Genomic DNA, 25,820 nt, shown 5'->3' with positions numbered 1-25,820 from the left:
CTCCTGGCCCATCCCTCGCTATGGTGGGTCCATGATCGACGCACCGGTTTCCGTCACGCAAGGCAAGCGCTTCATCGAAGGCGGCGCTTTCGCGGAGATTGCCCAGGCCGAAGTGCTGAAGTGCGGTTCCCATCTCCGCGCACCGCACGATTGCCGGTGCTCCCGCCCCGCTGCCTGCCATCCGCAGGCCGTGGACTTCCACCAGCCGATCGGCTTCCGCCACGTCATCCGCTAGCGGCGCTGACCGCTTCATCGTTCAGGACAGGATCAACCATGCTCTCCATTCCCTGGGACCAGCCAGCCACCATGATCGACCTTGACGGCAAGGCGCCGATCATCGGCACGATCCGCGATTGCGCCCAGCATTTTGCCATCTTCAAGCCCCATGCGAAGGAGCAGGCGCGTGTCCTGCTGACCCAGCCTGTCCACCGCGAGGGCCGCAAGACCCGCACCTGGATATTGGAACCCTATGAGATCGAGAAGCTGGTGGAGCGGCTGAAGGCTGAGGTCCATTAGAGGGGCGGGTTTTAGGCCTGGAGCCTAAACCGGTCCGCCCAGCGCCCTCACCAGCGCGATGCTCGCCCGCATCCGCTGCGTCTCCACCGCCAGCAGCGCCCGTTGCGCGTCCAGCGCATCGGTCTGCGCCGTGACCACTTCCAGATAGTCGGATGCACCATCGCGATAGCGGGTCAGCGCCAGATCGCTGGTCCGCCCCGCCGCCGTCGCCGCGCCGCGCTGATCGACGGCCTGTTCGGCCAGAAGCCGGTTGGCCGCGATCGCATCCTCCACCTGGCGGAAGGCGGTGAGGACGGTCTGGCGATAATCGGCGCTCAATTCCTCATATTCGGCGCGGGATATCTTCACCTGCGCGGCGCGCCGCCCGCCATCGAACAGGGCCAGAACCGCCGCTGCCGGGCCCAGTCCCCAGAAGCTGTTGGGGGCGCTGAACAACTGGCCGTTGGTGGTTTCATATCCCCCCGACAGCCCCAGCGTCAGCGTCGGGAAGAAGGCCGCCCTGGCTACCCCGATCCGCGCATTGGCAGCGAACATGCGCCGCTCGGCCGCCGCGATGTCCGGCCGCCGCTGCAGCAACTGCGATGGCGCACCCGCGGGCAGGGACGGAGCCACCAGCGGCTGCACCCTTACCGGAATGGAAAAGTCGGAGGCGACCGCCCCCACCAGCGCCGCAATCTCATGCTCGGTCGCCGCGCGCTCGTTGGCGACAGCGGATATCTGGGCCCGGGCATTGTCGAGCACGGTCCTGGCCCGATTGACATCGATCCCCGACGCAATGCCGCCGTCGTGCCGCGTCGCCGTAAGCCGATAGGCCTTGCCGAAGGCGTCCACGGTCTGGTTCAGCAAGGCCGCCTCGGCATCCAGCCCCCGCAGCCGCGCATAGGCGTCGGCCACCGCCGCCTGAAGACTGAGCCGGGCCGATCCCAGATCGGCGCCGCTGGCCTGCGCATCGGCCCGCGCCGCTTTCACGCTGTTGCGGATACGACCCCAAAGATCCAGTTCATAGGCCAGCGATCCGCCCACCCTGACATCATCGTAGCGGGCCACGGATCCATTACTGCCCGGCCGCCCTTGCGACAGACGGTTCCTGCTGGCGGAGCCGCCGACGCCGATGTCCGGGAACAGATCGGCGCTTTCGGCCTGCACCGCCGCGCGCGCCTGGTCGTAGCGCGCCAGCGCGGCGCCGAGCGTCGGACTGGCTTGTTCCGCCCGCTCCTCCAGATCGTTCAGCACCGGGTCGTTGAAGGCTTCCCACCATTTCCCGCGCGGTGCGCCGTCCATCGGCGTGGCGGTCGTCCAACCCTCCACCTCCTTGAAGGCCTGCGGCACGGCGGTGGCCGGGGGCCGATAGGCCGGCGCCATGGAGCAGCCGGTCAGCAGCGCCAGCAACAGGGCTGCGGCCCTGCCGTCAACGGCCATGGGGCGCCTCCTTCGCGGCGGCCTGCACACGCACCCGGTCCCCACTGCGAATCGCGTCCGGGGGCGTGTCGATCACCCGGTCGTTCGGGCCGATCCCGCCCGAGATCTGCACCATATTGCCCTCGTCGCGGGCGATGATCACCGGCTTCACCGTCACGCGCCCATCGGCACCGGCCACCACCACCGTTGGCCCTTCATTGCCGTAGAGGATCGCGCTGCCCGGCAGGGTGACGCCGGTGCCGGCACCGGCCCCGACCTTGAAGCTGACCTGCGCGAAGGCGCCGGGCTTCAGCGCCCCATCGCCATTATCGGCCTGCAACTGCACCAGCACGGCGCCCGATTGCGCGTCGACCGCGCCCGAACTGCTGGTCAGCGTCGCCTGGAAGGTCCGTCCCGGATATTCGGGCAGTGTCAGGCTGGCTGTCATACCGGGCCGGATCGATGCGGAATAGCCCTGCGGCACCCGGACATAGATGCGCATCCGGTGGATGTCGGACACGGTGAACAGCGGCTGCGCGGCGGCGTTGCCCGCCACCACCAGCGCGCCGATCTGCGCCGACCGGCTGGTGACAACCCCGCTGAAAGGCGCGGACAATCGAGTGAAGCCCTGCAAGGCCTGCAACCGCTTCACATTGGCGAGTGCGGCGTTGGACAGCGCCCGGCGCGCGGCAAGATCGCCCGCCTTCTCATCCGCCTCCTGCCGCGACACGGCATCCTGCGCCAGCATCGAGGCCCAGCGCCTGGACGTGGTCGCGGCGAGCCGTTCATTGGCCAGCGCCGTCTGGTAATCGGCCTGTGCCTGCGCCAGTTGCTGGTCCACCTCCGGCGCGTCGAGAATGGCGAGCGGCTGCCCGGCCCGCACATGATCGCCGATATCCGCCAGCCAGCGCCGCACATAGCCGTTGGTCCGGGCAAAGATCGCGGCGCTGTTATAGGCCTGCACATTGCCCGGCAGCACCAGCGCGTCCCCCTGGCTGGCGGCCTTCGGCGAGATGACCGTCACGGTCGGAATGGACGAGTCCGCTGCGACCTGCTTCAGTTCGTTGGTCGCGCTGATCCGCGATGCGATGCCGAAGCCGACAAGGGCGAGGGCCACCACCGCCGCGCCGATTCCCACGCGCTTCAGGGTGCGGCTGTCCGGGCCCTGGGCCTCGGGATTGTCGATCGGGGGATTATGCTCGGACATGGCTCGGCTGCATTTCCATGGAGGGCGCCTTCCGTCCATGCTTGCGATGGACGAAGGCAAAGATGGTGGGAACGAAGAACAGGGTCGCTATGGTGGCACAGATCAGCCCGCCGATGACCGCCCGGCCCAGCGGCGCATTCTGCTCGCCGCCATCGCCCAGGCCCAGCGCCATCGGCGCCATGCCGATGATCATCGCGAGCGCGGTCATCAGCACGGGACGGAAGCGGACCATGCCCGCCTCCATCGCCGCCTGGGTGGCGTCGCCCAGTTCGGCCAGCTTCTCCCGCGCGAAGCTCACGACCAGGATGGAGTTGGCGGTCGCCACGCCCATGCACATGATCGCCCCGGTCAGCGCCGGAACCGACAGGGTCGTGCCGGTGACGAACAGCATCCACACGATCCCGGCCAGGGCGGCAGGCAATGCGGTGATGATGACGAAGGGGTCGACCCAGCTCTGGAAATTGACGACGATCAGCAGGTAGATGAGGATGATCGCCCCGGCCAGGCCCCAGCCCAGACCCGAAAAGGCGGTGTTCATCGTCGCATATTGGCCCAGGATGGTGACGGTGGCGCCCTTGGGCTGTTCAGCCTCCAGCGATTTGATCGCCCGCTGCACGTCGCCTGCCACCGCGCCCAGATCACGCCCCTGCGTCGTCGCGAAGATGTCGAGTACCGGCGCGATATTATAGTGGGACACGACCGGCACGGTGTTCGACCGCTTGATGGTGGCCAGTCCGCCCAAAGGCTGCACCACCGTTCCCGCCGCGCTGCCCGACACCGGCACGTTGCTGAGGTCGCTGATCGACCCGACCAGATATTCCGGCGCCTGCGCGACCACCGGATATTGGATGCCATTTTCCGGGTTCACGAAGAACACGGGCGCGGTCTGCGAAGTCCCCGCGAGCTGGCTGGCAAGGCTGGTGGTCACATCCCGTTCCGACAGCCCATATTGGCCGACACGCGAACGGTCCACCTCGACATCGAGCTGCGGCGAGCGCCCCGGCTGCTGGATGCGCGCGTCGGCCAGGCCGGAAATGGAGGAAATCCTGGCAAGCAGCTTTTGCGCATAGACACGGTTGGCGGCGACATTCTTGCCCGCGATCTGGATGTCGATCGGGGCGGGCGCGCCGAAATTCAGGATCTGGCTGGTGATATCGGCCGGCAGGAAGGAGAAGGTCGTGCCAGGAAAGCGGCGCGGCAGTTCGCGGCGCAGCATGGCCACGATCTCGCCGGTCGGCCGGTGATCCTTCGTCAGCGCGATCATCATGTCGCCATCCTGCGGGCCGATGGTTCCGCTATTGTTGTAGACTGCGTTGATGGCGCTGACCGGCAGGCCGATATTGTCGGTGATCGACGCCAGTTCCTCCGCCGGGACGAGCGAGCGGACTTCGCGGGCGATGCGTTCGAAGCGGGCGGACGTATCCTCTATCCGCGCCCCCACCGGCACGCGGACATGCATGGCGATCTGGCCCGAATCGACCGAGGGAAAGAAATTGCTGCCCAGCATCGGCAACAGGCCGAAGGACAGCAGCACCACCGCCAGAAAACCCGCCAGAAAGGGTCTGCGCGCATTCAACGCCCGGTTCAGCAGCCCGACATAGTCGCTGCGCAGGCGGGAAAAGCGACGCTCGAACCCGCGCTGGAACCGCGCGAACATATTATCCGATCCCGCCGCAGCGGCCGCGGATTCGTCGCCATGCCCAAGATGGGGCTTGAGTAGATACATGGCCATGGTCGGGACCAGCGTACGCGACAGGATGAAGGACGCAACCATGGCGAAGATAACGGACAATGCCATGGGCACGAACAGGAACCCCGCGACGCCGGGCAGGAAGAACATCGGCACGAACACGATGCAGATGCACAGCAGCGAGACGAAGGCCGGGGTCACGATCTGCGCGGCACCGTCCAGGATCGCGTCCCAGACCCCCTTGCCCTGTTCCAGATGCCAGTTGATATTCTCGATCGTCACCGTTGCATCGTCGACCAATATGCCCACCGCCAGCGCCAGCCCGCCCAGCGTCATGACGTTCAGCGTCTGGCCGAATGCCGCCAGCGCCGCGATCGCCGCCAATATGGCGAGCGGTATCGACAGGGCGATGATGACGGTCGATCGCCAGGAACCCAGGAACAGCAGGATCATCATCGACGTCAGCGCAGCCGCGATCGCGCCTTCCTGAATGACGCCTTCCACCGCCGCCTTCACGAACAGCGACTGGTCGCCGATGGGCAGGATCTTCAGATTGTCCGGCAGCGTCGCGGCAATCTGCGGCAGCTTGTCCTTCACCCCCTGGACGATGGAGAGGGTGGAAGTCGCGCCGTTCTTCAGCACCGTCAGCAGCACCGACCGGCTGCCTTCGACATGCACGACATTCTGCTGCGGGCCGCTGCCGTCACGCACATGAGCGACGTCGCGCATGGTGATGGTCGCGCCGTTCACCACCTTGACCGGCAGGTCGTTCAAGGCTTCGATCGACTGCGGGGCGTTGTTCAGCCTCACGCTATATTGCGTCTCCCCGATCTTCACGAAACCCGCCGGGTTGATCTGGTTCTGCGCGGCGATGGCGTTGCCCACATCCTGGGCGGAAAGCCCCTTGGACTGAAGCGCCAGCGGGTTGAGGTCGATCTGCACCTGCCTTTGCTTGCCTCCGGACGGGAAGGGCATGGCCAGCCCCGGAATGGTGACCAATGGCGGGCGGATCTGATTGACGCCCAGGTCGAACAACTGCTGTTCGGACAGTCCCTTGCCCGACAGTGCCAGTTGAAGAATCGGCACGGTCGACGCGCTGTAGTTCAGGATCAGCGGCGGGGTGATGCCCGGCGGCATCTGGCGCAGCACCGTCTGGGAAATGGATGTGACCTGCGCCGTGGCCGTACGGATATCGGCCCCCGGCTGGAAATAGATTTTGATGATGCCGATGCCCTGCAGCGACTGGCTCTCAATATGTTCGATATCATTGACCGTCGTGGTCAGGACCCGTTCGTAGGGGCTGACGATCCTGTTCCCCATGTCCTCGGGCGAAAGGCCGGAATATTGCCAGGCGACGGCGACGACCGGAATGCGGATATTGGGGAAGATGTCGACCGGCGTGCGCACCGCCGCCAATATCCCCCCGATCGCGATGAGGATCGCCATCACGATGAAGGTAAGCGGGCGATGCAGGGCAAGCTTGACGATACCGATCATTCACGACTCCACCGATGCGTCGCGGCAGGCGCTGCGGCGCATATCACCCTGCCTTTCCTGATCCTCTTCCGCCCCCGAGACGCAGAGACGAAGCAGCGCGGGAAATGCGCAAGAATGTGACGGCGCCTTCCGTACATCGACGGAGTGCTGCGGCATGAGGGGGCATAACCCGCGCACATCGGCCTGACGATCGTCAAGCGCCGCCACATCCGGATCGCCCATGCGCCCTTGGTTCTTCTGCGTCTAATATATAATATGGCATGATCGATAGCCTGAACGACATGATTCCATGGACCTTCGCCACCTCCGCTACTTCCTCTGCGTCGCCGAAGAAATGCATTTCGGCCGGGCCGCGCTGCGCCTGGGCATTTCCCAACCGCCACTCAGTCAGCAGATCCGCGCCCTGGAGGAGGAATTGGGCGTCCGGCTGTTCGACCGGACCAGCCGGCGGGTACGCCTGACGGAGGCAGGCCAGCTTTTCGAACCGGAGGCCCGGCAGACGATCGCCCAGGCCGATCGGGCGGCCCAGATCGCCCGCATGGCCCATCGTGCGGAGATCGGTCATCTCGGACTTGCCTTCACCACCTCCGGCCCGTTCGTGCCTCCGGTGGCCCGCGCCCTCTACCGCTTTCGCCAGACCTACCCGAATGTCGAACTGATCCTGCGCGAACAGGGACGCGACGAACAGGTCGAAAGCGTCCGCAGCCGCCAGTTCGACATGGGCATCGTCCGTGATTTCGAAGCGCCGGTCCTCCCCGAAGGCATGGTGTCGCAATGCCTGTTGAAGGAGGAAATGGTCCTCGCCCTGCGCGCCGACCATTGGCTGGCGCTGCGGTCGGCACCACCCGCCATCGCCGATCTGGCGGACGAACCGCTGGTGCTCTACGGCGCCCCCAACGGCGCCGGTTTCACCGAGCATTTCCTGGCGCTCTGCGCCAGCGCCGGTTTCACCCCCAAAATCTCCCACGAGGCGCGCAGCCTCGCCACGCTGCTCGGCCTGGTCGCGGCGGGCTTCGGCCCCACCGTCATCGCCCAGTCGATGGCGCGGCTGCATGTCGACAATGTGGTCAACCGGCCCTTCGACGTGCCGGTCATGAGTTCGCTCTGGCTGATCCACCATGAGGATATTTCGCCGACCGGGCGCGCTTTCCTCCAGACCCTGCTGGAAGAACAGCGGTCGGCGGAGATGCCGGACATCGCCGGACCGGTATAGATTAGCCCCCTTCCCATTCCCCGTCCCAGCCTCTATGCAGTGCCGCGAAATCTGGCTCCGGCCATTTTTCACTGATCGCGCCGGTGCCCTCCCAAGGGGCTTAATAGGGAATGCGGTAAAGCCGCAGCTGTCCCTGCAACTGTAAGCGGTGAGCGAGACGCATATCGATGCCCTGGGGCCGCCCAGGGGATCAGCCACTGGGCCGGACGCTAAATCCTGCGAGGCCTGGGAAGGCCATGCGTCGAGCTGCGACCCGCAAGCCAGGAAACCTGCCTGCGTATGGTCGCTCTTGCCTTGGTCCAGGGGATGGCCGCGGCACGGTACTCCGTCTGAGCGACGCTTGAAGCAGCGGGAGCTGCTGTCCGCATGCCGGGCGCTCTGGCGTCCGCCCGGCATGAAGGCTGCTCCCGTCCGGTTTCGCCGACGCCGACGGGGGATCGTCCCTGATGACAAGTGTTTCCAACCTGCCCATTTCGGGCACGGCCGTGGCGCCGGGCCTGCTGCGCCGCCGCGCGACGGGCATGTTCGCCGCGCTGATCGCCGCCAATCTCGCCTGCTGGATATGGGCCTTTCTGATCTTCGCGGGCAACACGATGATGCTGGGCACGGCCCTGCTCGCATGGAGCCTCGGGCTGCGCCACGCGGTCGATGCCGATCACATCGCCGCCATCGACAATGTGACGCGCAAGCTGATGCAGGATGGCCAGCGGCCGCTGACCGTCGGCTTCTGGTTCGCCATCGGCCATAGCGGCATCGTCCTGATCGCCGCCGTCACCATCGCCGTCGCCGCCAATGCGCTGAGTCGGGTCGAGGCGGCAGGCGCCATTGGCGGCACCATCGCGACGATCATTTCCGCGACCTTCCTCTTCACCATCGCCGCGATGAACATCATCATCCTGAGATCGGTTCTCAAGACCTTCAACCATGTTCGCAATGGTGGCGCTTATGCCGATGAGGATATGGATATTCTTCTCGGCAATCGCGGCTTTCTGGCGCGCATCTTCAAGCCGCTGTTCCGGCTGGTTACACGGAGCTGGCACATGGCACCGCTCGGCTTCCTCTTCGGCCTCGGCTTCGACACGGCGACCGAAGTCGCCATTCTCGGCCTCTCGGCCGGGCAGGCGGCGAACGGCCTGTCGATCGCGACCGTCCTCATCTTCCCCCTGCTCTTCGCGGCGGGCATGGCACTGATTGACACGGCCGACGGCGCACTGATGATGGGCGCCTATCAATGGGCTTTCGTCAAGCCGATCCGCAAACTCTACTACAACATCACCATCACGCTCGTGTCGGCCATCGTCGCCATTCTCATCGGCGGGATCGAGGCGGCCGCCCTGCTGGGCGACAAGCTCGGCCTCAGCGGCGGCATCTGGACCTTGGCCGCCGATCTGGGCGAGCATTTCAACAGCCTGGGCTTCTTCATCGTCGGCCTGTTCGCGGCCTGCTGGATCGTGAGCTGGGCCATCTACCGCTGGAAAGGCTTTGACGAGATCGAGGTCGTCCACGCCAACCAAGGATATTCCGCATGAAAATTCCCGCCACCGTCATCACCGGCTTTCTGGGCGCCGGAAAGACCACCCTTATCCGCCATCTGATCGAAAATGCGGGCGGCCGCCGTCTCGCCCTCATCATCAACGAGTTCGGTGATGTCGGCGTCGACGGCGCGCTGGTGAAGGGTTGCGGCGACGAAGCCTGCCCCGACGAGGACATCATCGAACTGGCCAATGGCTGCATCTGCTGCACCGTGGCGGACGATTTCCTGCCGACCATGCAGCGCTTGCTCGACCGCCCGGTGCCGCCCGACCATATCATCATCGAAACCTCCGGCCTCGCCCTGCCCAAGCCGCTGGTCAAGGCGTTCCAGTGGCCCGATATCCGCACCCGCGCGACGGTCGACGGCGTGATCGCCCTGATCGATGCCGATGCGCTGGCCGCGGGCCGCTTCGCCCATGACGAGGCGGCGCTCGCCGCCACCCGCGCCGCGGACCCGACGCTGGACCATGACAGCCCGATCGAGGAACTGTTCGAGGACCAGTTGGCCTGCGCCGACCTTGTCCTGCTCAACAAGAGCGATCTGGTGCCCGCCGACAGCCTCGCCACGCTGGAACAGGATCTGGCTGGGGACATCCGGCCAGGCGTCCGCATCATCCGCACCGCCAGAGGACAGATCGACCCCGCCATCCTGCTCGGCCTCGACGCTGGCGTGGAAGACCAGATCGACGCACGCCCCTCCCATCATGATGATGAGGAGGATCACGACCATGACGATTTCGAAAGCTTCATCGTCAATGTCGGAGAATTGGGCAGCCCCGAGCCGCTGCTGGAGGCGCTGGCCGAAACCATCGCCGCGCACGACATATTGCGGGTGAAGGGCTTTCTCGCGGTCAAGGATCGCGCGGCCCGCCTGGTCCTGCAAGCCGTGGGTCCCCGCATCCAGCATCATTATGACCGTCCGTGGCAGGCGCAGGAATCCCGCGCCTCGCGTCTCGTGGTGATTGGCCAGCAAGGCCTCGACCGCGCCGCTATCGCCGCCGCACTGGGCGCCCAGATGGTTGCCGCCTGATGCACCTGCTGACCGCCACGCCCGGCACCGTCTCCAACGGGGACGAGGCCATCGACCTCGGCCAGTCGCCGGGAGACATGGTGCTGCTGACCGTGGCGGACAGCGAACTGGCCTGCTTCGCCAGTGCCGCCGCCGCGCTGGCACAGGAACTGGGCGATGCGGCCCCCACCATCCGCCTCGCCAACCTGCTGCAACTGAAACACCCTTATTCCGTCGACCTCTATGTCGAAAATGTCATCACCAGAGCGAAATTCGTCTGCGTGGTCCTGCTAGGCGGCAAGAGCTATTGGTCCTATGGCATTGAAGAAATTGCCAATATGGCCCGCAACAAGGGCATCGCCTTCGCCGCCATAGCCGACGGCCGGGAAGATGACCCGGAACTGCGCGCTGCCTCCACCCTGCCGCCCGAAAGCTGCGACCAGCTCCGCGACTATCTGCGCCAGGGCGGCGTTGCCAACGCTGTTGCCTTCCTGAAAAGCGCCGCGCGCCTCGCCGGCCTTGACGCAGGTCCGCCCGATGCACCGGTGCCGGTCGCCGATGCGGGCCTCTACCTTCCCGGCACCGACCGACCCACGCTGGATCAGGTCAAGGCCCGCTGGACCGCAGGCCGCCCCACCGCCCTCTTCCTCTTCTACCGCGCCCTCCTCATCGCCGGGACGCTGGAAGCGGTGGATGCCATGATTGCTGGCCTCGAAGCGGCGGGGCTCAACGTCCTTCCCGTGCATGTCCGCGCCTTGCGGGAACCCTTTGCGAGAGACTTCCTGCAAGGCCTGATGGCAACATGCCCGCCGGACGTCATCCTCAACGCCACGGCTTTCACCGCCAGCGCCCCTGGCGAGCCGCGCACTCCCTCGATCCTCGAACGAGCCGATTGCCCGATCCTCCAGACCATCTTCGCCAGTGCCGAACAGGGCGCATGGCAGGAAAGCGCGCGCGGCCTCGGCCCTCGCGACCTTGCCATGCACATCGCCCTGCCTGAAGTGGATGGCCGCCTCTTCACCCGCGCGGTCGCCTTCAAGGCCGCCGCCCGCTTCGACCAGCGCACGGAATGCAGCATCATCGTCCCGCGCATCCTTGAAGATCGCGTGAGCTTCGTATCACAGCTTGCTGTAAATTGGGCAAAACTACGCCGCTCCCGCCCGGCGGATCGCAACGTCGCGCTGGTCCTCGCCAACTATCCCAACAAGGATGGCCGCATCGGCAATGGCGTCGGCCTTGATACCCCCGCCAGCGCCGCCGCGATCCTGAACGCCCTTGCTGAAAGCGGCTATGATACCGGCGACGCGCCCACCGACGGCGCAACCCTGATGCGCCACATGACAGGGGGCATCACCAACGCGACGCCCGGCAAGCGTGGAGAAGTCGCCCTGTCCCTCCCCGCCTATTGCGCCGCCCTCGCCACCCTTCCTCCTAGCGCCCGCGAAGCCATCCAGATCCGCTGGGGAAAACCGGAAGACGACCCCTTCTTCCATGATGGCGCCTTCCACCTCCCCGTCCACCGCTTCGGCAAGGTCGCGGTCGCGGTCCAGCCCTCACGCGGCTATCATATCGATCCCAAGGCCAGCTATCACGACCCGGCCCTGCCCCCGCCCCACGCCTATCTCGCTTTCCATCTCTGGCTGGCGCAGGCGTTCGAAGCGCACGCCGTCGTCCATGTCGGCAAGCATGGCAATCTGGAATGGTTGCCCGGCAAGGCCATCGCCCTGTCGGAAAACTGCTTCCCGGAAATCTGCGCCGGGCCGGTCCCGCAAATCTACCCCTTCATCGTCAACGATCCAGGCGAGGGCACGCAGGCGAAGCGCCGCATCGGCGCCTGCATCATCGATCATCTGACGCCGCCTCTCACCCGCGCGGAAACCTATGGCCCGCTCAAGGAACTGGAGGCGCTGGTCGACGAATATTATCTCGCCGCCGGCATGGACCCGCGCCGCCTGGAAACGCTGCGCAAGGACATAATCACCCTTGCCGCCTCCCAGGGTCTCGACAAGGACGCGGGCGCGCAAGGCAATGGAGAGGATGCTCTCGCCGCCATCGACAATTATCTCTGCGATCTCAAGGAAATGCAGATCCGCAACGGGCTGCATGTCTTCACCCGAAGCCCGGAAGCCGAACTCCGCCGCGACCTGCTGATCGCGCTTGCCCGTTGTCCGCGCGGATTGGACCATGACGGCCAGCAGTCCCTTCCGCGCGCTCTGGCCAACGATCTGGCATTGGATTTCGACCCGCTCGACTGCACCATGGGCACGCCATGGTCTGGTCCCCGGCCCCCGCTGCTGCAAGACCTCACCCTCTCGCCATGGCGCACCACCGGCGATACGGTCGAGCGTCTGGAACTCCTCGCCATCCACCTGCTCGACGGCGGCGCGTCCCCGCCCGGTCCGCACAGCGCGGCCGTCCTCGCCGCGATCGAAACTGATCTCGCCCCCCGCGTCGCGGCTTGCGGCGACGCCGAAAGGGCCGCCCTTCTCGCCGCGCTCGATGGCCGCTTCGTCCTCCCCGGCCCATCGGGCGCGCCCACCAGAGGGCGCCCGGACGTCCTGCCCACCGGCCGCAACTTCTATTCGGTCGACACCCGCGCCGTGCCCACGGTCGCCGCATGGAACCTTGGCCAGCGTTCCGCCGAACTCATCGTGCAGGACTATCTCCAGCGCGAGGGCGCCTATCCCAGCGCCATCGCCCTGTCGGCATGGGGCACAGCCAATATGCGCACCGGCGGCGACGACATAGCGCAGGCGCTCGCCCTCATGGGAGTCCGCCCAAAATGGGACTGGGCCTCGGGCCGCGTCACCGGCTTCGAGGTAATGAAGCTCGCCGAACTGAACCGCCCCCGCGTGGACGTCACCTTCCGCGTATCCGGCTTCTTCCGCGACGCCTTCCCGGAGCAGATCGACCTGCTGGACAGCGCCGCCCGCGCCGTCATGGCGCTGGACGAGCCGGAGGAGGACAATCCCGCCGCCGCCCGCCACCACGCCGAAACCGCCGGCCTGATCGCGCAGGGCGCGCCCGAAAAGGCCGCCGCCCGCCGCGCAGGCGCCCGCGTCTTCGGCTCGAAACCCGGCGCCTATGGCGCTGGCCTGCAAGCGATGATCGACGAGAAGATCTGGCACGACCGTGCCGACCTCGCCAACGTCTATCTCGACTGGGGTAGCTATGCCTATGGCGGCGGCGTGGAGGGCGATGCCGAACGCAGCCTGTTCGCGGAGCGGCTGACCCAGGCCGACGCGCTGATCCAGAATCAGGACAATCGCGAGCATGACCTGCTCGACAGCGACGATTATTACCAGTTCGAGGGCGGCATCGCCGCTGCGGTCGAGCATCTCTCGGGCAGGAGGCCGCTATCCTACCACAACGACCATAGCCGCCCGGAACGCCCCGTCGTCCGCACGCTGGAGGATGAGATCGGCCGCATCGTCAGGGCGCGCGTCACCAACCCCAAATGGATCGCGGGCATGATGCGCCACGGCTACAAGGGCGCATTCGAGATCGCCGCCTCGGTCGATTATCTCTTCGCCTTCGCCGCGACCACCCATGCGGTGAAGGATCATCATTTCGACGCCGTCCACGCCGCCTTCATCGAGGACGAGGCCGTCCGCGCCTTCATGGCGGAGGCCAACCCCGCCGCGCTGCGCGAAACCGCCGCGCGCCTGCGCGAAGCACTCGACCGCGGTTTGTGGAAACCCAGATCGAACAGCGCCGCCATGCTCCTATCCGACATCGAGGAAGACCGCCCATGATCGAACGCACCCCCGAACAACATGCTGAAAAGATGAAGAAGAAGCAGGCCGCCCATGACAAGATCATGGCGACCAAGACCCAGGAAAAGGGCCTGCTGATCGTCCACACCGGCAAGGGCAAGGGCAAGACCACGGCCGCGCTGGGCATGGTCGTCCGTTCCATCGGCCATGGCCGTAAAGTCGGCGTCGTCCAGTTCGTGAAGGGCGCCATGACCACGGGAGAAAAAGCCGTGTTCGATGCGTTCCCCGACCAGGTGGAATTCAAGCCGATGGGCGAAGGCTTCACCTGGAATACCCAGGACCGCACGCGTGACATTGCCCTTGCCCGCGAAGCATGGGATGAGGTGAAAAGAATGATTGCCGATCCCAGCTACGACATGGTCTTGGCCGATGAGCTCAACATCGTGCTGCGCTACGACTATCTGCCGCTGGAGGAAGTGCTGGAGGCCGTGACCGCCCGCGCCCCGATGAAGCATGTCGTCATCACCGGCCGCAACGCGCCCGACGGACTGATCGAGGCCGCCGACCTCGTCACCGAAATGACCCTTGTCAAACATCCCTTCCGCAGCGGCGTGAAGGCTCAGGCAGGAATCGAATTCTGACCCAGACCCTCTTTGACATCGCCGCCTTCGAGGATCTGATCCACGCCCGCCGCGATGTCCGTCATTTTCTGTGCGACCCGCTGGATGAGGCGGAGGTGGACCGGCTGCTTGCCCTTGCCCATAGCGCGCCATCCGTCGGCCTGTCCCAGCCATGGCGCTTCGTCCGGATCGCGACGCCAGCCCTGCGCGAAGCGCTCGCCGCCCATGTGGATGAACAGGTCGCCAGGGCCGGAAAAATCTATGAAGGGCAGGAAGACAGGCTGTATCGCAGCCTGAAGCTCCACGGCCTGCGCGAAGCCCCGGCCCTCTTTGCGGTCTATTGCGACGAAGGCACCGAAACCGGCCACCGGCTGGGCGCCATGACCATGCCCGAAGCGCGCCGCTACAGTTGCGTCATGGCGATCCACACCCTCTGGCTCGCCGCCCGCACGCGCGGGATCGGCATGGGCTGGGTCTCGATCCTCGACCCCGCCACGGTCGACGCGATGCTGGAAGTCCCGCCAAGCTGGCGCTGCCTGGGCCTTTTGTGCCTGGGCTATCCCACCAGCGAGGAGGCCACGCCCGAACTGGAAAGGCGCGGCTGGGAACATCGCACCGACTGGCATTCGACGGTCGTCACGCGATAGACCAACCCACTTCCCTTTCGCTGCCACTCGCCTTATGAAGCGCGGCTGGAACCGGCGGTGCTGGTTCCATTCGATCGCGTCGGTGCCCTGAAAGGGCTTGAATGGGAATGCGGTGCGGAAGGAAACTTCCCAATCCGCGGCTGTCCCTGCAACTGTGAGCGGCGAGCGAGGCAAGGACGACGCCCCCAGGGAACCGGGGAAAGTCAGCCACTGGAGCGATCCGGGAAGGCCCCTGCCAAAGCTGTGACCCGCAAGCCAGGAGACCTGCCGTACGCAAAGGGTCGCTCTTGCCATGGTCCAGGGGATGGTCACGGCTCGGTTCTCCGCACGGGCGACGGATGTGCGGCTGGAGGCTTGCCTTCAGCCCACCGTTGCGACGTGGGAGGTGAAGTCCAGTGCCAGACGCGCAAGCCGCGCCATCCGCGCCCGCCATTCGCGGCTGGTGCCCGACGGCCTGGCGTCCGATGGAGGCGGGGGACGGCCTGCTGGTTCGCGTGCGCCCGCCGCTGGGGCGGCTGACCGCAATGCAGGCCGTGGCGCTGGCCCATCTTGGCCGCCAGCATGGCAATGGCCTGATCGACCTCACCAACCGGGCCGCCCTTCAGATCCGGGGCGTCTCCGCGCAAAGCCATCCTGTCCTGATCGCGCAACTGGTCGCACTCGGCCTGACCGATGCCGATCCCGCCCGCGAAGCGCGCCGCGCCATCATCCTGACCCCCGACTGGCAGGCTGGCGATGACAGCTACCGCATTGCCCAGGCGCTGCTGGAACGGCTGGACGATCTGCCCAACCTTCCACCCAAGATCGGCATCGCGATCGACACCGGCCCCGCACCCGCGCTCCAGCAAGTGCCAGCCGACTTCCGCTTCGAACGCAGCGAAAGCGGAGCCATCATCCTGCGCGCGGACGGCCGCGCCATGGGCACGCCCGTCAGGACCGGTCTGTCCGCTCAGGCGCTGATCGCCCTTGCCCGCTGGTTCGTCGCCAGCGGCGGTACGGCCTCCGGACGCATGGCCCGTCATCATGCCCCGATGCCCGGCGAAGCGGACATGGCCCCTGCCGCCGCCCGTTCCCTCCAGACCGCCCTCGCGCAAGCGCCCGGCCCATTTCATGGCATCCCCTTCGGCCAGATCGAGGCTGGCGATCTGGCCGCCATGGCGTCGCATCCGGGCGTCATCGCCCTGCGCCTCACCCCCTGGCGCGGGCTGGTCGTGGAGGGAGGTACCCAAAACTCCGGACTCGCCGCCTCCGATCCGCTGCTGCGCGTGGATGCCTGCCCCGGCGCCCCGGCCTGCCCGCAGGCGAGCGTCGCCACCCGCGGGCTCGCCGCCCGCCTCGCGCCGCATGTCGGCGAGTCGCTGCATGTGTCCGGCTGCGCCAAGGGCTGCGCCCGCCCCGCGCCCGCCGATATCGTCCTCACCGGCCGGGATGGGGGCTTCGACCTCGCCCGCAAGGCGCGCGCCGGATCGCCTGCCGAACATGCCGCCCTGACCCCCGACCAGATCCTCGCTCTTTTCGGAGCCCGTTAGAAAATGCCCCATCTCTACGAAACCGACGGCGCCGCCATCTACCGCCAATCCTTCCGCACAATCCGCGCGGAGGCGGACCTCGCCCGCTTCACTCCGGAGGAAGAGCGCATCGCCGTCCGCATGATCCACGCGGCGGGGCTGGTGGACCTTGCCCCGCATATCCGCTTCTCCCCGACCTTCGCCAGGGAAGCGATCGCCGCGCTGGAGGCGGGCGCCCCCATCCTCTGCGACGCACGCATGGTGTCGGAAGGAATCACGACCAGGCGCCTGCCTGCCGCCAATCCGATCCTCTGCACGCTCCATGATCCGCAGGTACCCGGCTTCGCGGAGCGCATGGCCAACACCCGTTCCGCCGTCGCGCTCGAACTCTGGCGCCCCCATCTCACAGGCGCCCTTGTCGCGATCGGCAACGCCCCGACGGCGCTCTTTCACCTGCTCAACATGCTGGAAGACCCCGCCTGCCCCCGCCCAGCCGCGATCATCGGTTGCCCGGTGGGCTTCGTCGGCGCGGCGGAATCCAAACATGCCCTCTGGCAAGGCCAGCCCGTACCCTGCTGCATCGTCGAGGGCCGCCTGGGCGGCAGCGCCATCACGGTAGCGGCCATCAACGCCATAGCGAGCGCAGCGGAATGACCACCGGCACCATCCATGGCGTCGGCCTCGGCCCCGGCGCGCAGGACCTGATGAGCGTCCGCGCCGACCGCCTGATCCGGAACGCCCGCCACGTCGCCTATTTCCGCAAGGCGGGCAAATCCGGCCATGCCCGCCGCATCGTCGACGGCCTGCTGCATCCCGATGTCGTCGAATTTGCGATGGAATATCCCGTGACCACGGAAATTCCGCTGACCGATCCGCGCTACAACGAGATTCTGTCGAACTTCTACGCGGCATGCACCGCGCATCTGGACGCCTTGGCCGCGTCCGGCGAGGAAGTCGTCGTCCTGTGCGAAGGCGACCCCTTCTTCTACGGCAGCTTCATGCACCTGCACAGCCGCCTCGCCGCGCCGGTGAAGATCGTGCCCGGCATCACCGGCATGTCCGGCGCCTGGACCGCCAGCGGCACGCCGATCAGCTGGGGCGACGATGTGACGACCGTGCTGATGGCGACGCTTCCCGAAGAGGAGCTGGCCCGGCGCATCCACGACACCAATGCGCTGGTCGTCATGAAGATCGGCCGCAACCTGCCCAAGCTGCGCCGGGCGGTCGAGGCCGCGGGCAAACAGGACTGCGCCTGGCTGGTCGAATATGCGACCATGGCCGACCAGCGGATCACCCCGCTGGCCGAAGCGGACCATGTCACCGCCTATTTCTCGATCCTGCTGATCCACGGACAGGGCCGCCGCCCATGACCGGCTGGATCGCCGTGGCGGGCCTTGGTCCCGGCGCCGAAGCGCAGATCACCCCCGAAGTGTTGGAGACGCTCGCGCAGGCCACCGACATGATCGGCTACATCCCCTATGTCGCCCGCGTGGCCGAACGCCCCGGCCTCACCCTCCACGCCAGCGACAACCGCGTCGAACTGGAGCGCGCCGGCCATGCCCTGACGCTGGCGGCGGAGGGCAAGAGGGTCGTGGTGGTGTCCTCCGGCGACCCCGGCGTCTTCGCCATGGCCTCGGCGCTGTTCGAGGCGCTCGAAACCGGCCCGGACCATTGGCGCACGCTCGACATCCGCGTCCTGCCCGGCATCACCGCCATGCTCGCCGCCGCCGCCAGGGCAGGGGCGCCGCTCGGCCATGATTTCTGCGCCATCAACCTCTCCGACAATCTCAAACCCTGGGCGTTGATCGAACGCCGCCTGCGCCTCGCCGCGCAGGCCGACTTCGCCATGGCTTTCTACAATCCGCGCTCCAGGGCGCGCCCGGATGGCTTTGCCCGCGCCCTCACCCTCCTGCGCGAGGAATGTGGGGACGATCGCCTGATCCTCTTCGCCCGCGCCGTCTCCACGCCGGAGGAAAAGCTGCGCATCGTCTCCCTGGGGGAGGCAACGCCGGACATGGCCGACATGCGGACCATGGTCATCGTCGGATCGAGCCGCACCCGCCTGATCAAGCGCCCCGGCCAGCCGATCCTCTACACCCCCCGCTCGGCCGAATGACGCAGCCAGTCCAGCACCTCCCCGACCTCATGCGTCACCCGCGCTGCGGGACAGGGCGGCCGGTCGATCATCAGCACCGACAGCCCCAGCCTCCGCGCCGCGGTCAGCTTGGCCTCCGCCCCGTCACCCCCGGCATTTTTCGACACGATCAGTTCGATGCCATGCTCGCGCATCAGCCCCATATCGCCATCGACGGTGAACGGCCCACGATCGACGATCAGACTGTGCCGGGGCAGAGCCGGGGCCTGATCCGGCGCATCGACGAAACGCAGCAGATAATGATGCTGCGGCTGCGCACCGAAGCGATCCACATGCATCCGCCCCAGCGCCAGCATGATCCGTTTCGCCTTACCCCCCAGCGCATCGACGGCAGCGGAAATATCCGGCACATGGGTCCAGCGATCGCCCTCGCCCGCGACCCATGGCGGCCGCGTCAGCATGATATGCGCGATGCCCGCCTCCCGCGCGGCGGCCACCGCATGGCCACTCATCGTCGCGGCAAAGGGATGGGTCGCGTCCACCAGATGCGTCACCCCTTCCCCGCGCAGATAATCGACGAGCCCCGCCACCCCGCCAAAGCCGCCGACCCGCACCGGCACGGGCTGCGCGCGGGGCTGGCCGGTGCGCCCGGCATAGCTCAACACCGCCCGCTCCCCCCGCTCCGCCAGGGCGCTGGCAAGCGCGCTGGCCTCGGTCGTCCCGCCCAATATGAGGATGTTGGAAATGGCCGAAACTCCTGACGCCCTGTCCTCGGGGCCTTGGCTGACGATCATCGGCATCGGCGAAGACGGCCCCGACGGCCTGTCCCGCGCCGCGCGCGAAGCACTGGAGGGCGCGGCCTTCATCAGCGGAGCGCCCCGCCACCTGTCGCTGCTGGCCCCCTGTAGGGCGGAACTCCATCCCTGGCCAGTCCCGTTCGAGGATGGCGTGGCCACATTGCTGGCCCGCCGTGGCCGGCCCACCGTCATGCTCGCCTCCGGCGATCCCTTCTGGTTCGGCGCGGGCGCCAGCATCACCCGGCATCTGTCGCCCGGCGAATGGACCGCCCATCCCGCCCCCTCCACCTTCACCCTCGCGGCCGCCCGTCTCGGCTGGTCGATCCAGGACGTCGCATGCCACGGCCTCCATGCCGCGCCCCTGTCGCGGCTGCGCCCCGACCTGACGCCCGGCCGCCGCGCACTCATCCTGCTGCGCGACGGCCCGGCGGTCGGACAATTGGCCGATGATCTGACGAAGGCGGGCTTCGGCGCCTCCACCCTCCATGTGCTGGAAGCGCTCGGCGGGCCGCGCGAGCGGATCAGAAAAAGCGCCGCCCATATGCTGAATTTCGATGATATCGCCCATCCGGTCGCGGTCGGCCTGACTGTCGCGGGCGGCGGCAGGACGCTCCCCCTCAGCAGCGGCATAGCCGACGACTGGTTCGACCATGACGGCCAGATCACCAAGCGCCCCGCCCGCGCCCTGACCCTCTCGGCCCTCGCCCCCCGTCCGGGCGAGTCGCTCTGGGACATCGGCACCGGTTCGGGGTCCATCGCCATCGAATGGCTGCTTGCCCACCCCTCGACACAGGCCGTCGCTTTCGAGGCCGATGCCTCGCGCGCGGCGCGAGCCCGCACCAATGCCGCCGCCCTCGGCACCGACCGCCTCACGATCATCGAAGGCCGGGCACCGGATCTGCTGCGCGACCGGCGGCGGCCTGACGCAATCTTTATCGGCGGCGGCCTCAGCCAGTCCCTGCTGGAAATTCTGTTCAGCCTGCCCGGCGGTCCCACCCGCCTTGTCGCCAACGCCGTCACGCTCGAATCGGAGGCTCTGCTCGCCCGCTGGCATGGCGAAAAGGGCGGCGAACTGTTGCGGATCGAACTGGCGGAATCCGTCCCCCTCGGCAGTCGCCGCGCATGGCGCTCGGCCTATCCGCTGGTGCAATGGAGCGTCACCCTGTGATCGTCGCGGGCTTCGGCTTCCGCGAGGGCGCGACGCTCGCCTCGCTCGAAGGCGCCTTGCGGGCCGCTGCCCATGATAGCCTTTCCGTTGCGGCGCTGGCGACTCTCGACAGCAAGGCGGACCAACTCGCCCCGCTCGCGCGAAAGCTGGGCCTGCCGCTCCTTCAGGTCGCGCGCGAAACGCTGGCAAGGCAATCCGTCGTCACCCATTCCCCCATGTCAGAGGCTATCCATGGCACCGGCAGCGTCGCAGAAGCCACGGCCCTTGCCGCCGCCGGCCCTGCCGCCCGCCTTCTCTCGCCGCGCCATGTTTCGCCGGATCGCCTGGCGACCTGCGCCCTTGCCGCCAGCAACTTTCACGAAAGACAGCCCGCATGACCGTCCATTTCATCGGCGCCGGTCCCGGCGCGCCCGATCTCATCACCCTGCGCGGCCGCGACCTGATCGCCGCCTCTCCCGTCTGCCTCTATGCAGGCTCGCTGGTGCCCGCCGCCCTGCTGGATCATTGCCCGCCCGGCGCCCGGATCATCAACAGCGCGCCCATGACGCTGGACGGGATCATCGCCACACTCCGCGACGCGCATGAAGCAGGCCAGGACGTGGCCCGCCTCCATTCCGGCGACCTGTCGGTCTGGTCCGCCATGGGCGAGCAACTCCGCCGCCTGAAGGCGCTGGACATCCCCTACAGCATCACGCCCGGCGTCCCGTCCTTCGCCGCCGCCGCCGCCGCGCTGGGGACGGAGCTGACCCTGCCCGAACTCGGCCAGTCGCTGGTTCTCACCCGCACGCCCGGCCGGGCCAGCGGCATGCCTCCGCGCGAGAGCCTGAGCGCCTTCGCCGCCACCGGCGCCACCCTCGCCATCCATCTGTCGATCCACAATCTGGCGCAGGTGGTCGCGGACCTGACCCCGCATTATGGCGCGGGCTGTCCCGCCGCCGTGGTCTGGCGCGCCAGCTGGCCCGATCAACGGATCGCCCGCGCAACGCTCGCCACGATCGGGGAAGCCGCCGCCAACGGACCGGAGCGGACCGCCATCATCCTTGTCGGCCCGGTCCTGGGCGACGAAAATTTCGCCGAAAGCAGCCTCTATGCCCCCGGCTATGACCGCCGCTTCCGCCCGTCGAGCGCGGAGTCGATCTTCGTGGACAGGACATGACTCCCGGAATCCTCATCGCCGCACCGCGTTCCGGATCAGGCAAGACCATGGTAACGCTGGGCCTGCTCCGCGCCTTCACCCGCGCGGGCCTGAAGGTGCAGCCCTTCAAGTCCGGCCCCGACTATATCGATCCAGGTTTCCAGCAGGCCGCAAGCCGCCGCCCATCCCATAATCTCGACAGCTGGGCCATGCCCCGCCCGCAAATCGCCCGCATCGCGGCGCAGGCGGACGATGCGGACCTCATCATCGCTGAAGGCGTGATGGGCCTGTTCGACGGCGCCCCCTGCCGGGGCGAAAGCGGCAACGGGTCAAGCGCCGACATCGCCGCCGCGCTCGGCTGGCCCGTCATGCTCGTCATGGACGTCAGCGGCCAGAGCCAGTCCGCCGCCGCCATCGCCCAGGGTTTCCGCAGCCTGCGTCCCGGCATCTCCATGGCTGGGGCGATATTGAACCGCGTCGCCAGCGACCGCCATGAACAGCTCATCCGCCAGGCCATGGCAGAGGCCGGAATAGCCGTGTTCGGGGCCATTCCCCGGTGCGGGGAACTGACCTTGCCCGAACGGCATCTGGGACTGGTGCAGGCCAGCGAACAGGGCGAACTCGACCCCATGATCGACCGGATGGCGGACATCATCGCTTCCCATGTCGATCTTCCCGCCGTTCGCGCGGTGGCTGCGTCGCTGCCCGATGGATCGCATGGCGAGGAAATCGCCTTCCCGCCCCCCGGTCAGCGGATCGCCATCGCGCAGGATGAAGCCTTTTCCTTCACCTATGCGCATCTGCTGGCCCAATGGCGCAGGGCGGGCGCGGAAATCCTGCCCTTCTCTCCGCTGGCCGACGAAGCGCCTGCCGCCGATGCCGACATCGTCTGGCTTCCCGGCGGCTATCCCGAACTGCATGCGGGCCGCCTCGCCGGCGCCGGCCGCTTCCTGTCGGCGCTGCGCCATCACGCCCGAAACCGCCCCGTCCATGGCGAATGCGGCGGCTATATGGTGCTGGGGCAGGCGCTGCTGGACGCGAAGGGCGAGGCGCATCGCATGGCGGGGCTGCTCGGCCTCGTCACCAGCTTCGCGCAGCGCCGCCTGCATCTGGGCTATCGCCAGGCCCGGCTGGCGGCGCCGATGGGCGGCTTCCCTGAGGAAACAGTCCTGAATGGGCATGAATTCCACTATTCGACCATCATCGACCAGCCCGACAGCCCGCTTGCCGCCGTCACCGACGCCCAAGGTCGGCCCGTCGCCTCCACCGGCTCCTTCCGTGGTCATGTGACCGGCAGCTTCTTCCACCTCATCGCACCCGCATCGGAGCGAAACGCATGATCACCCTCAACCTCATCGGCATCGGCACCGGCAATCCCGATCATCTGACCCATGCGGCGGTCAAGGCGATGAACGAGGCCGACCTGATCCTGCTGCCCCGGAAGGGCGAGGAAAAGTCCGGCCTTGCCGACCTGCGCCGCACCATCTGCGCGGAGCTGCTGACCAGGCCGGTCAGGATCGTCGAGTTCGACATGCCCAGACGCGCCGATCAGGGCCGCTATATCGACGCCGTGACCGACTGGCACGACGCCATCGCCGCCCTGTGGCAGGAACAGATCGACCGGCACCTGCCCGGCGGCGGCACGCTCGCCTTGCTGGTCTGGGGCGATCCCTCCCTCTACGACAGCAGCCTGCGCATCGTGCAGCGCATCGCCGGAGCAAGCGTCAAGGTGATCCCCGGCATCACCAGCATCCAGGCACTGACCGCGGCGCACGGCATCTGCCTCAACGAACTGGCCGAACCCGTGCTCATCACCACGGGCCGCCAATTGCGCGAGAAGGGTTGGCCGGGCGCGGCCAGGACGCTGGTCGTCATGCTGGACGGCCATTGCGCCTTCCAGACCCTGACCGGCCAGCCGGTCGACATATGGTGGGGCGCCTATCTCGGCATGCCACATCAGGCGCTCGCCAGCGGGCCGCTCCATGCGGCGGGACCGGACATCATCAAGCGCCGGGCCGCCCTGCGCAGGGAGCATGGCTGGATCATGGACATCTACCTGCTGCGCAGGCGCCCCTGACCGGCGCAAGGCCTCTGCCTCGAAAGCGGTCCGCCAGCGATGACAGGAGTTGGGTCGCCCCCGGGGCGGCCGTCACATCGTCAGGCGACGTTGGGACACAATTCCACGATCGGCCTGTTGGCAGCCTGATGCGCGGCCATCGCGCCATTCTCGGCCCGCCGCCGGAATTCGGCCGCCATCGCCTGATGCATCATCCGGGCCGAGGCATCCGCCGTGGTCGCCGCCAATTGCTCATGCATTCTTGCCCGCTCAAGACACTCTTCCGGATTGAGAGCATTGGTCATGAACCGAACTCCTGCCTGTCCCGGACTGGCGGCAAAGACCTGACGCAACAGCGGCAGACATTGGTCCAGCCCACGAAAAACCGGCCCGCAACTTATCCTTTTCGGCCACGGATTGAAAATGGAATCTTGGAGCGCCGCCGCGCCCGTCGGTCACCTGCCCCCATTCAGCGCAGCCAGGCCGGATTGGGGTTTCCGCTATGGCTTTTCAGTTCCTTGCGGGTCTCCGAGTCGATTTCCTTCAACACGACCTCATAACCCCATAAATTTGCCAGATTTTGCAAGACCATAGCCGCATCGCCGGGATCGAGCTGCACGCCATCCATCACGGCATGTTCCACGATCAGCCGCCGGTCCCCGGCCAGGTCGACATCGACCACCTGAATGTCCGGCTCCTGCCGTCCGATATCATATTCCCGCGCCAGAGACCGCCGAATCCGTCGATAACCGCGCTCGTCATGAATGGCATCGACCCGCAGTTCCGACTCGCCCGCCTTGTCCATGATCTTGAACAGCCGCCATTGCCGGATCAGATGGGGGCTGAGGAATTGCGAGACGAAACTTTCGTCCCTGTAGTTGGCCCATATGTCCTTCAGCACCTCCACCGCGTCGCCCGCCCCGGCGATTTCGGGGAACCATTCGCGATCCTCCTCGGTCGGCTCGCGGCAGATGCGCTCGATGTCCGACATGATCCCGAAGCCCAGCGCATAGGGATTGAAGCCCCCGAAATGCCCGGAATCATAGGTCGGCTGATAGACCACGCCGGTATGCGACTGGATGAATTCCAGGAAGGCGCCGTCCGTGATCAGGCCGCGCTCATGCAGCGTCGTCATGATGCGGTAATGGGTGAAGGTCGCGCAGCCCTCATTCATCGCCTTGGTCTGGCGTTGCGGATAGAAATATTGGGCGATCAGCCGGACGATCCGCAATATCTCCCGCTGCCAGCTTTCCAGCCGGGGGCCGGTCTTCTCCAGGAAATAGAGGATATTCTCCTGCGGCAGGCCCAAAGCCTCCCGCCGCGCATCGCCGGGCACGGCATCGGCCTTCGCGCCCACCGGGATGGTCCGCCACAGATCGTCATAGATGCGGTCGCGATAGGCCTGCCGCTCGGCCTCGCGCGCCGCCTCGCTCTTGAGGTCGCGGGGCCGGATGCGCGGATAGCGATGCACGCCCTGGTTCATCAGCGCATGGGCCGCGTCCAGCACCCGCTCCACCGGCAATTGGCCATAACGCTCCTCGCATTGGGCGATGTAGCGCTTGGCGAATTCCAGATAGTCCAAAATGCCTTCCGCGTCCGTCCATTGCTTGAAGACATAATTATTCTTGAAGAAATGATTATGGCCAAAGGCCGCATGGGCGATGACCAGCGTCTGCATCGTCGCGCTGTTTTCCTGCATCAGATAGTTGATGCAGGGGTCTGAATTGATCACCAGCTCATAGGCCAAGCCGCGCAGCCCCTTGCGGTACATCATCTCATTGGTCACGAACTGCTTGCCGAACGACCAATGCTTGTAGAAAAGCGGCATGCCTATGGAGGAATAGGCGTCCAGCATCTGTTCCGCGCTGATGATCTCTATCTGGTTGGGATAGATATCCAGCTTCATTTCCTTGAGCGCGATCGGTTCGATCGCTTCATAGATGCGGTTTATAAGGCCGAAATCCCAATCGCTGCCCGTGAACAGCGGCGCGTTCGCCAGCTTGGCCGTCATGCCC

Annotated in this window: 23 protein-coding genes and 2 riboswitches; of the genes, 17 read left to right on the top strand and 6 right to left on the bottom strand. The window is 66.7% G+C overall.

The features are described from left to right. Positions 1–31 precede the first annotated feature (31 nt). Positions 32–235, top strand: a complete 204-nt coding sequence (locus MJ601_RS16230; RefSeq protein ID WP_242128285.1) for a hypothetical protein — start codon at positions 32–34, stop codon at positions 233–235. Positions 236–273: 38 nt separating this feature from the next. Beyond that, positions 274–516, top strand: a complete 243-nt coding sequence (locus MJ601_RS16225) for a hypothetical protein (protein WP_242128283.1) — start codon at positions 274–276, stop codon at positions 514–516. A 24-nt stretch (positions 517–540) separates the two neighbouring features. Here MJ601_RS16225 and MJ601_RS16220 read toward each other — a convergent pair whose 3' ends face one another. The 3 genes from MJ601_RS16220 to MJ601_RS16210 are packed head-to-tail and all read right to left on the bottom strand — an operon-like array spanning position 541 to position 6,308. Continuing rightward, positions 541–1,935 carry an efflux transporter outer membrane subunit gene (locus tag MJ601_RS16220; RefSeq protein ID WP_242128281.1) on the bottom strand — a complete coding sequence of 465 codons (1,395 nt, stop codon included), beginning with the start codon at positions 1,933–1,935 and terminating at the stop codon, positions 541–543. Continuing rightward, the gene (locus MJ601_RS16215) at positions 1,925–3,121 is read right to left on the bottom strand and encodes an efflux RND transporter periplasmic adaptor subunit (protein ID WP_242128279.1); all 1,197 of its coding nucleotides are present in this window, start codon (positions 3,119–3,121) and stop codon (positions 1,925–1,927) included. Before MJ601_RS16215 ends, MJ601_RS16220 begins: the two co-directional genes overlap by 11 nt. Further along, complete coding sequence (locus MJ601_RS16210; RefSeq protein ID WP_242128277.1) at positions 3,108–6,308, bottom strand: efflux RND transporter permease subunit; 3,201 nt, start codon at positions 6,306–6,308, stop codon at positions 3,108–3,110. The genes MJ601_RS16215 and MJ601_RS16210 overlap by 14 nt, the downstream gene beginning before the upstream one ends. 289 nt (positions 6,309–6,597) lie before the next feature. On the opposite strand from MJ601_RS16210, the gene MJ601_RS16205 reads away from it, so the two are divergent. The 10 genes from MJ601_RS16205 to cobJ all read left to right on the top strand — a co-directional run bounded on the left by MJ601_RS16205 (position 6,598) and on the right by cobJ (position 18,670). After that, entirely contained in the window at positions 6,598–7,521 is a 924-nt protein-coding gene (locus MJ601_RS16205; RefSeq protein WP_242128275.1) for a LysR substrate-binding domain-containing protein, read from the top strand. Positions 7,522–7,585: 64 nt separating this feature from the next. After that, a riboswitch (cobalamin riboswitch) is annotated at positions 7,586–7,812 on the top strand. A 155-nt stretch (positions 7,813–7,967) separates the two neighbouring features. Beyond that, positions 7,968–9,050, top strand: coding sequence for a HoxN/HupN/NixA family nickel/cobalt transporter (locus MJ601_RS16200; RefSeq protein ID WP_242128273.1), 1,083 nt, complete (start codon positions 7,968–7,970; stop codon positions 9,048–9,050). Beyond that, positions 9,047–10,084 carry a cobalamin biosynthesis protein CobW gene (gene cobW / locus MJ601_RS16195; protein WP_242128271.1) on the top strand — a complete coding sequence of 346 codons (1,038 nt, stop codon included), beginning with the start codon at positions 9,047–9,049 and terminating at the stop codon, positions 10,082–10,084. The genes MJ601_RS16200 and cobW overlap by 4 nt, the downstream gene beginning before the upstream one ends. Continuing rightward, positions 10,084–13,818, top strand: a complete 3,735-nt coding sequence (cobN, locus tag MJ601_RS16190; protein ID WP_242128270.1) for a cobaltochelatase subunit CobN — start codon at positions 10,084–10,086, stop codon at positions 13,816–13,818. Before cobW ends, cobN begins: the two co-directional genes overlap by 1 nt. Next, positions 13,815–14,420 carry a cob(I)yrinic acid a,c-diamide adenosyltransferase gene (gene cobO, locus MJ601_RS16185; RefSeq protein ID WP_242128268.1) on the top strand — a complete coding sequence of 202 codons (606 nt, stop codon included), beginning with the start codon at positions 13,815–13,817 and terminating at the stop codon, positions 14,418–14,420. Before cobN ends, cobO begins: the two co-directional genes overlap by 4 nt. A 17-nt stretch (positions 14,421–14,437) precedes the next feature. Further along, complete coding sequence (gene bluB / locus MJ601_RS16180; RefSeq protein ID WP_348635592.1) at positions 14,438–15,046, top strand: 5,6-dimethylbenzimidazole synthase; 609 nt, start codon at positions 14,438–14,440, stop codon at positions 15,044–15,046. 63 nt (positions 15,047–15,109) lie between these two features. Continuing rightward, a riboswitch (cobalamin riboswitch) is annotated at positions 15,110–15,333 on the top strand. A 177-nt stretch (positions 15,334–15,510) separates the two neighbouring features. Further along, on the top strand, positions 15,511–16,575 hold the full coding sequence (locus MJ601_RS16175; RefSeq protein ID WP_242128341.1) for a ferredoxin-like domain-containing protein: 1,065 nt from the start codon (positions 15,511–15,513) through the stop codon (positions 16,573–16,575). A gap of 3 nt (positions 16,576–16,578) precedes the next feature. Continuing rightward, positions 16,579–17,208, top strand: a complete 630-nt coding sequence (locus MJ601_RS16170; protein ID WP_242128266.1) for a precorrin-8X methylmutase — start codon at positions 16,579–16,581, stop codon at positions 17,206–17,208. Continuing rightward, the gene (gene cobI / locus MJ601_RS16165) at positions 17,205–17,924 is read left to right on the top strand and encodes a precorrin-2 C(20)-methyltransferase (protein WP_242128263.1); all 720 of its coding nucleotides are present in this window, start codon (positions 17,205–17,207) and stop codon (positions 17,922–17,924) included. The genes MJ601_RS16170 and cobI overlap by 4 nt, the downstream gene beginning before the upstream one ends. Then, positions 17,921–18,670, top strand: coding sequence for a precorrin-3B C(17)-methyltransferase (gene cobJ / locus MJ601_RS16160; RefSeq protein WP_242128262.1), 750 nt, complete (start codon positions 17,921–17,923; stop codon positions 18,668–18,670). Before cobI ends, cobJ begins: the two co-directional genes overlap by 4 nt. Here the strand turns inward: cobJ and MJ601_RS16155 are convergent. Continuing rightward, the gene (locus tag MJ601_RS16155; protein ID WP_242128339.1) at positions 18,646–19,395 is read right to left on the bottom strand and encodes a cobalt-precorrin-6A reductase; all 750 of its coding nucleotides are present in this window, start codon (positions 19,393–19,395) and stop codon (positions 18,646–18,648) included. The two genes, cobJ and MJ601_RS16155, sit on opposite strands and share 25 nt — an antisense overlap. On the opposite strand from MJ601_RS16155, the gene cbiE reads away from it, so the two are divergent. Genes cbiE through cobF form a run of 5 tightly spaced genes read left to right on the top strand, consistent with a single transcriptional unit; the run spans position 19,394 to position 23,826 of the window. Then, positions 19,394–20,614 (top strand): precorrin-6y C5,15-methyltransferase (decarboxylating) subunit CbiE, encoded by a 1,221-nt coding sequence (gene cbiE, locus MJ601_RS16150; protein ID WP_242128260.1) that lies wholly within the window; start codon positions 19,394–19,396, stop codon positions 20,612–20,614. The genes MJ601_RS16155 and cbiE overlap by 2 nt on opposite strands. Beyond that, positions 20,611–20,991 (top strand): cobalamin biosynthesis protein, encoded by a 381-nt coding sequence (locus MJ601_RS16145; protein ID WP_242128258.1) that lies wholly within the window; start codon positions 20,611–20,613, stop codon positions 20,989–20,991. Before cbiE ends, MJ601_RS16145 begins: the two co-directional genes overlap by 4 nt. Next, the gene (gene cobM, locus MJ601_RS16140; protein WP_242128256.1) at positions 20,988–21,770 is read left to right on the top strand and encodes a precorrin-4 C(11)-methyltransferase; all 783 of its coding nucleotides are present in this window, start codon (positions 20,988–20,990) and stop codon (positions 21,768–21,770) included. The genes MJ601_RS16145 and cobM overlap by 4 nt, the downstream gene beginning before the upstream one ends. Next, a complete protein-coding gene (locus tag MJ601_RS16135) occupies positions 21,767–23,089 on the top strand; it encodes a cobyrinic acid a,c-diamide synthase CobB (protein WP_242128254.1) in 1,323 nt (440 codons plus the stop codon). The genes cobM and MJ601_RS16135 overlap by 4 nt, the downstream gene beginning before the upstream one ends. After that, entirely contained in the window at positions 23,086–23,826 is a 741-nt protein-coding gene (cobF, locus tag MJ601_RS16130) for a precorrin-6A synthase (deacetylating) (RefSeq protein WP_242128252.1), read from the top strand. Before MJ601_RS16135 ends, cobF begins: the two co-directional genes overlap by 4 nt. A gap of 80 nt (positions 23,827–23,906) precedes the next feature. On the opposite strand, the gene MJ601_RS16125 is transcribed toward cobF, so the two are convergent. Next, positions 23,907–24,110, bottom strand: a complete 204-nt coding sequence (locus MJ601_RS16125; RefSeq protein ID WP_242128250.1) for a hypothetical protein — start codon at positions 24,108–24,110, stop codon at positions 23,907–23,909. Between the two features lie 164 nt (positions 24,111–24,274). Further along, entirely contained in the window at positions 24,275–25,816 is a 1,542-nt protein-coding gene (locus MJ601_RS16120; RefSeq protein WP_242128248.1) for a SpoVR family protein, read from the bottom strand. Between the last annotated feature and the right edge of the window lie 4 nt (positions 25,817–25,820).

The organism is Sphingobium trunci (assembly GCF_022664535.1).
In the GTDB taxonomy this organism is placed as follows: Bacteria; Pseudomonadota; Alphaproteobacteria; order Sphingomonadales; family Sphingomonadaceae; genus Sphingobium.
Note: the sequence above shows the minus strand (reverse complement) of the source record. Positions and strands in the feature narration are given on the sequence as shown.

Coding starts and splice junctions, on each gene's coding strand:
- MJ601_RS16215 (WP_242128279.1), bottom strand. CDS start 3,121: ATGTCCGAGCATAATCCCCCGATCGACAATCCCGAGGCCCAGGGCCCG.
- MJ601_RS16205 (WP_242128275.1), top strand. CDS start 6,598: ATGGACCTTCGCCACCTCCGCTACTTCCTCTGCGTCGCCGAAGAAATG.
- MJ601_RS16125 (WP_242128250.1), bottom strand. CDS start 24,110: ATGACCAATGCTCTCAATCCGGAAGAGTGTCTTGAGCGGGCAAGAATG.
- MJ601_RS16170 (WP_242128266.1), top strand. CDS start 16,579: ATGCCCCATCTCTACGAAACCGACGGCGCCGCCATCTACCGCCAATCC.
- MJ601_RS16210 (WP_242128277.1), bottom strand. CDS start 6,308: ATGATCGGTATCGTCAAGCTTGCCCTGCATCGCCCGCTTACCTTCATC.
- cobF (WP_242128252.1), top strand. CDS start 23,086: ATGATCACCCTCAACCTCATCGGCATCGGCACCGGCAATCCCGATCAT.
- MJ601_RS16230 (WP_242128285.1), top strand. CDS start 32: ATGATCGACGCACCGGTTTCCGTCACGCAAGGCAAGCGCTTCATCGAA.
- cobW (WP_242128271.1), top strand. CDS start 9,047: ATGAAAATTCCCGCCACCGTCATCACCGGCTTTCTGGGCGCCGGAAAG.
- MJ601_RS16120 (WP_242128248.1), bottom strand. CDS start 25,816: ATGACGGCCAAGCTGGCGAACGCGCCGCTGTTCACGGGCAGCGATTGG.
- MJ601_RS16135 (WP_242128254.1), top strand. CDS start 21,767: ATGACTCCCGGAATCCTCATCGCCGCACCGCGTTCCGGATCAGGCAAG.
- MJ601_RS16220 (WP_242128281.1), bottom strand. CDS start 1,935: ATGGCCGTTGACGGCAGGGCCGCAGCCCTGTTGCTGGCGCTGCTGACC.
- cobJ (WP_242128262.1), top strand. CDS start 17,921: ATGACCGGCTGGATCGCCGTGGCGGGCCTTGGTCCCGGCGCCGAAGCG.
- MJ601_RS16175 (WP_242128341.1), top strand. CDS start 15,511: ATGGAGGCGGGGGACGGCCTGCTGGTTCGCGTGCGCCCGCCGCTGGGG.
- cbiE (WP_242128260.1), top strand. CDS start 19,394: ATGGCCGAAACTCCTGACGCCCTGTCCTCGGGGCCTTGGCTGACGATC.
- cobN (WP_242128270.1), top strand. CDS start 10,084: ATGCACCTGCTGACCGCCACGCCCGGCACCGTCTCCAACGGGGACGAG.
- MJ601_RS16200 (WP_242128273.1), top strand. CDS start 7,968: ATGACAAGTGTTTCCAACCTGCCCATTTCGGGCACGGCCGTGGCGCCG.
- cobM (WP_242128256.1), top strand. CDS start 20,988: ATGACCGTCCATTTCATCGGCGCCGGTCCCGGCGCGCCCGATCTCATC.
- cobI (WP_242128263.1), top strand. CDS start 17,205: ATGACCACCGGCACCATCCATGGCGTCGGCCTCGGCCCCGGCGCGCAG.
- MJ601_RS16225 (WP_242128283.1), top strand. CDS start 274: ATGCTCTCCATTCCCTGGGACCAGCCAGCCACCATGATCGACCTTGAC.
- cobO (WP_242128268.1), top strand. CDS start 13,815: ATGATCGAACGCACCCCCGAACAACATGCTGAAAAGATGAAGAAGAAG.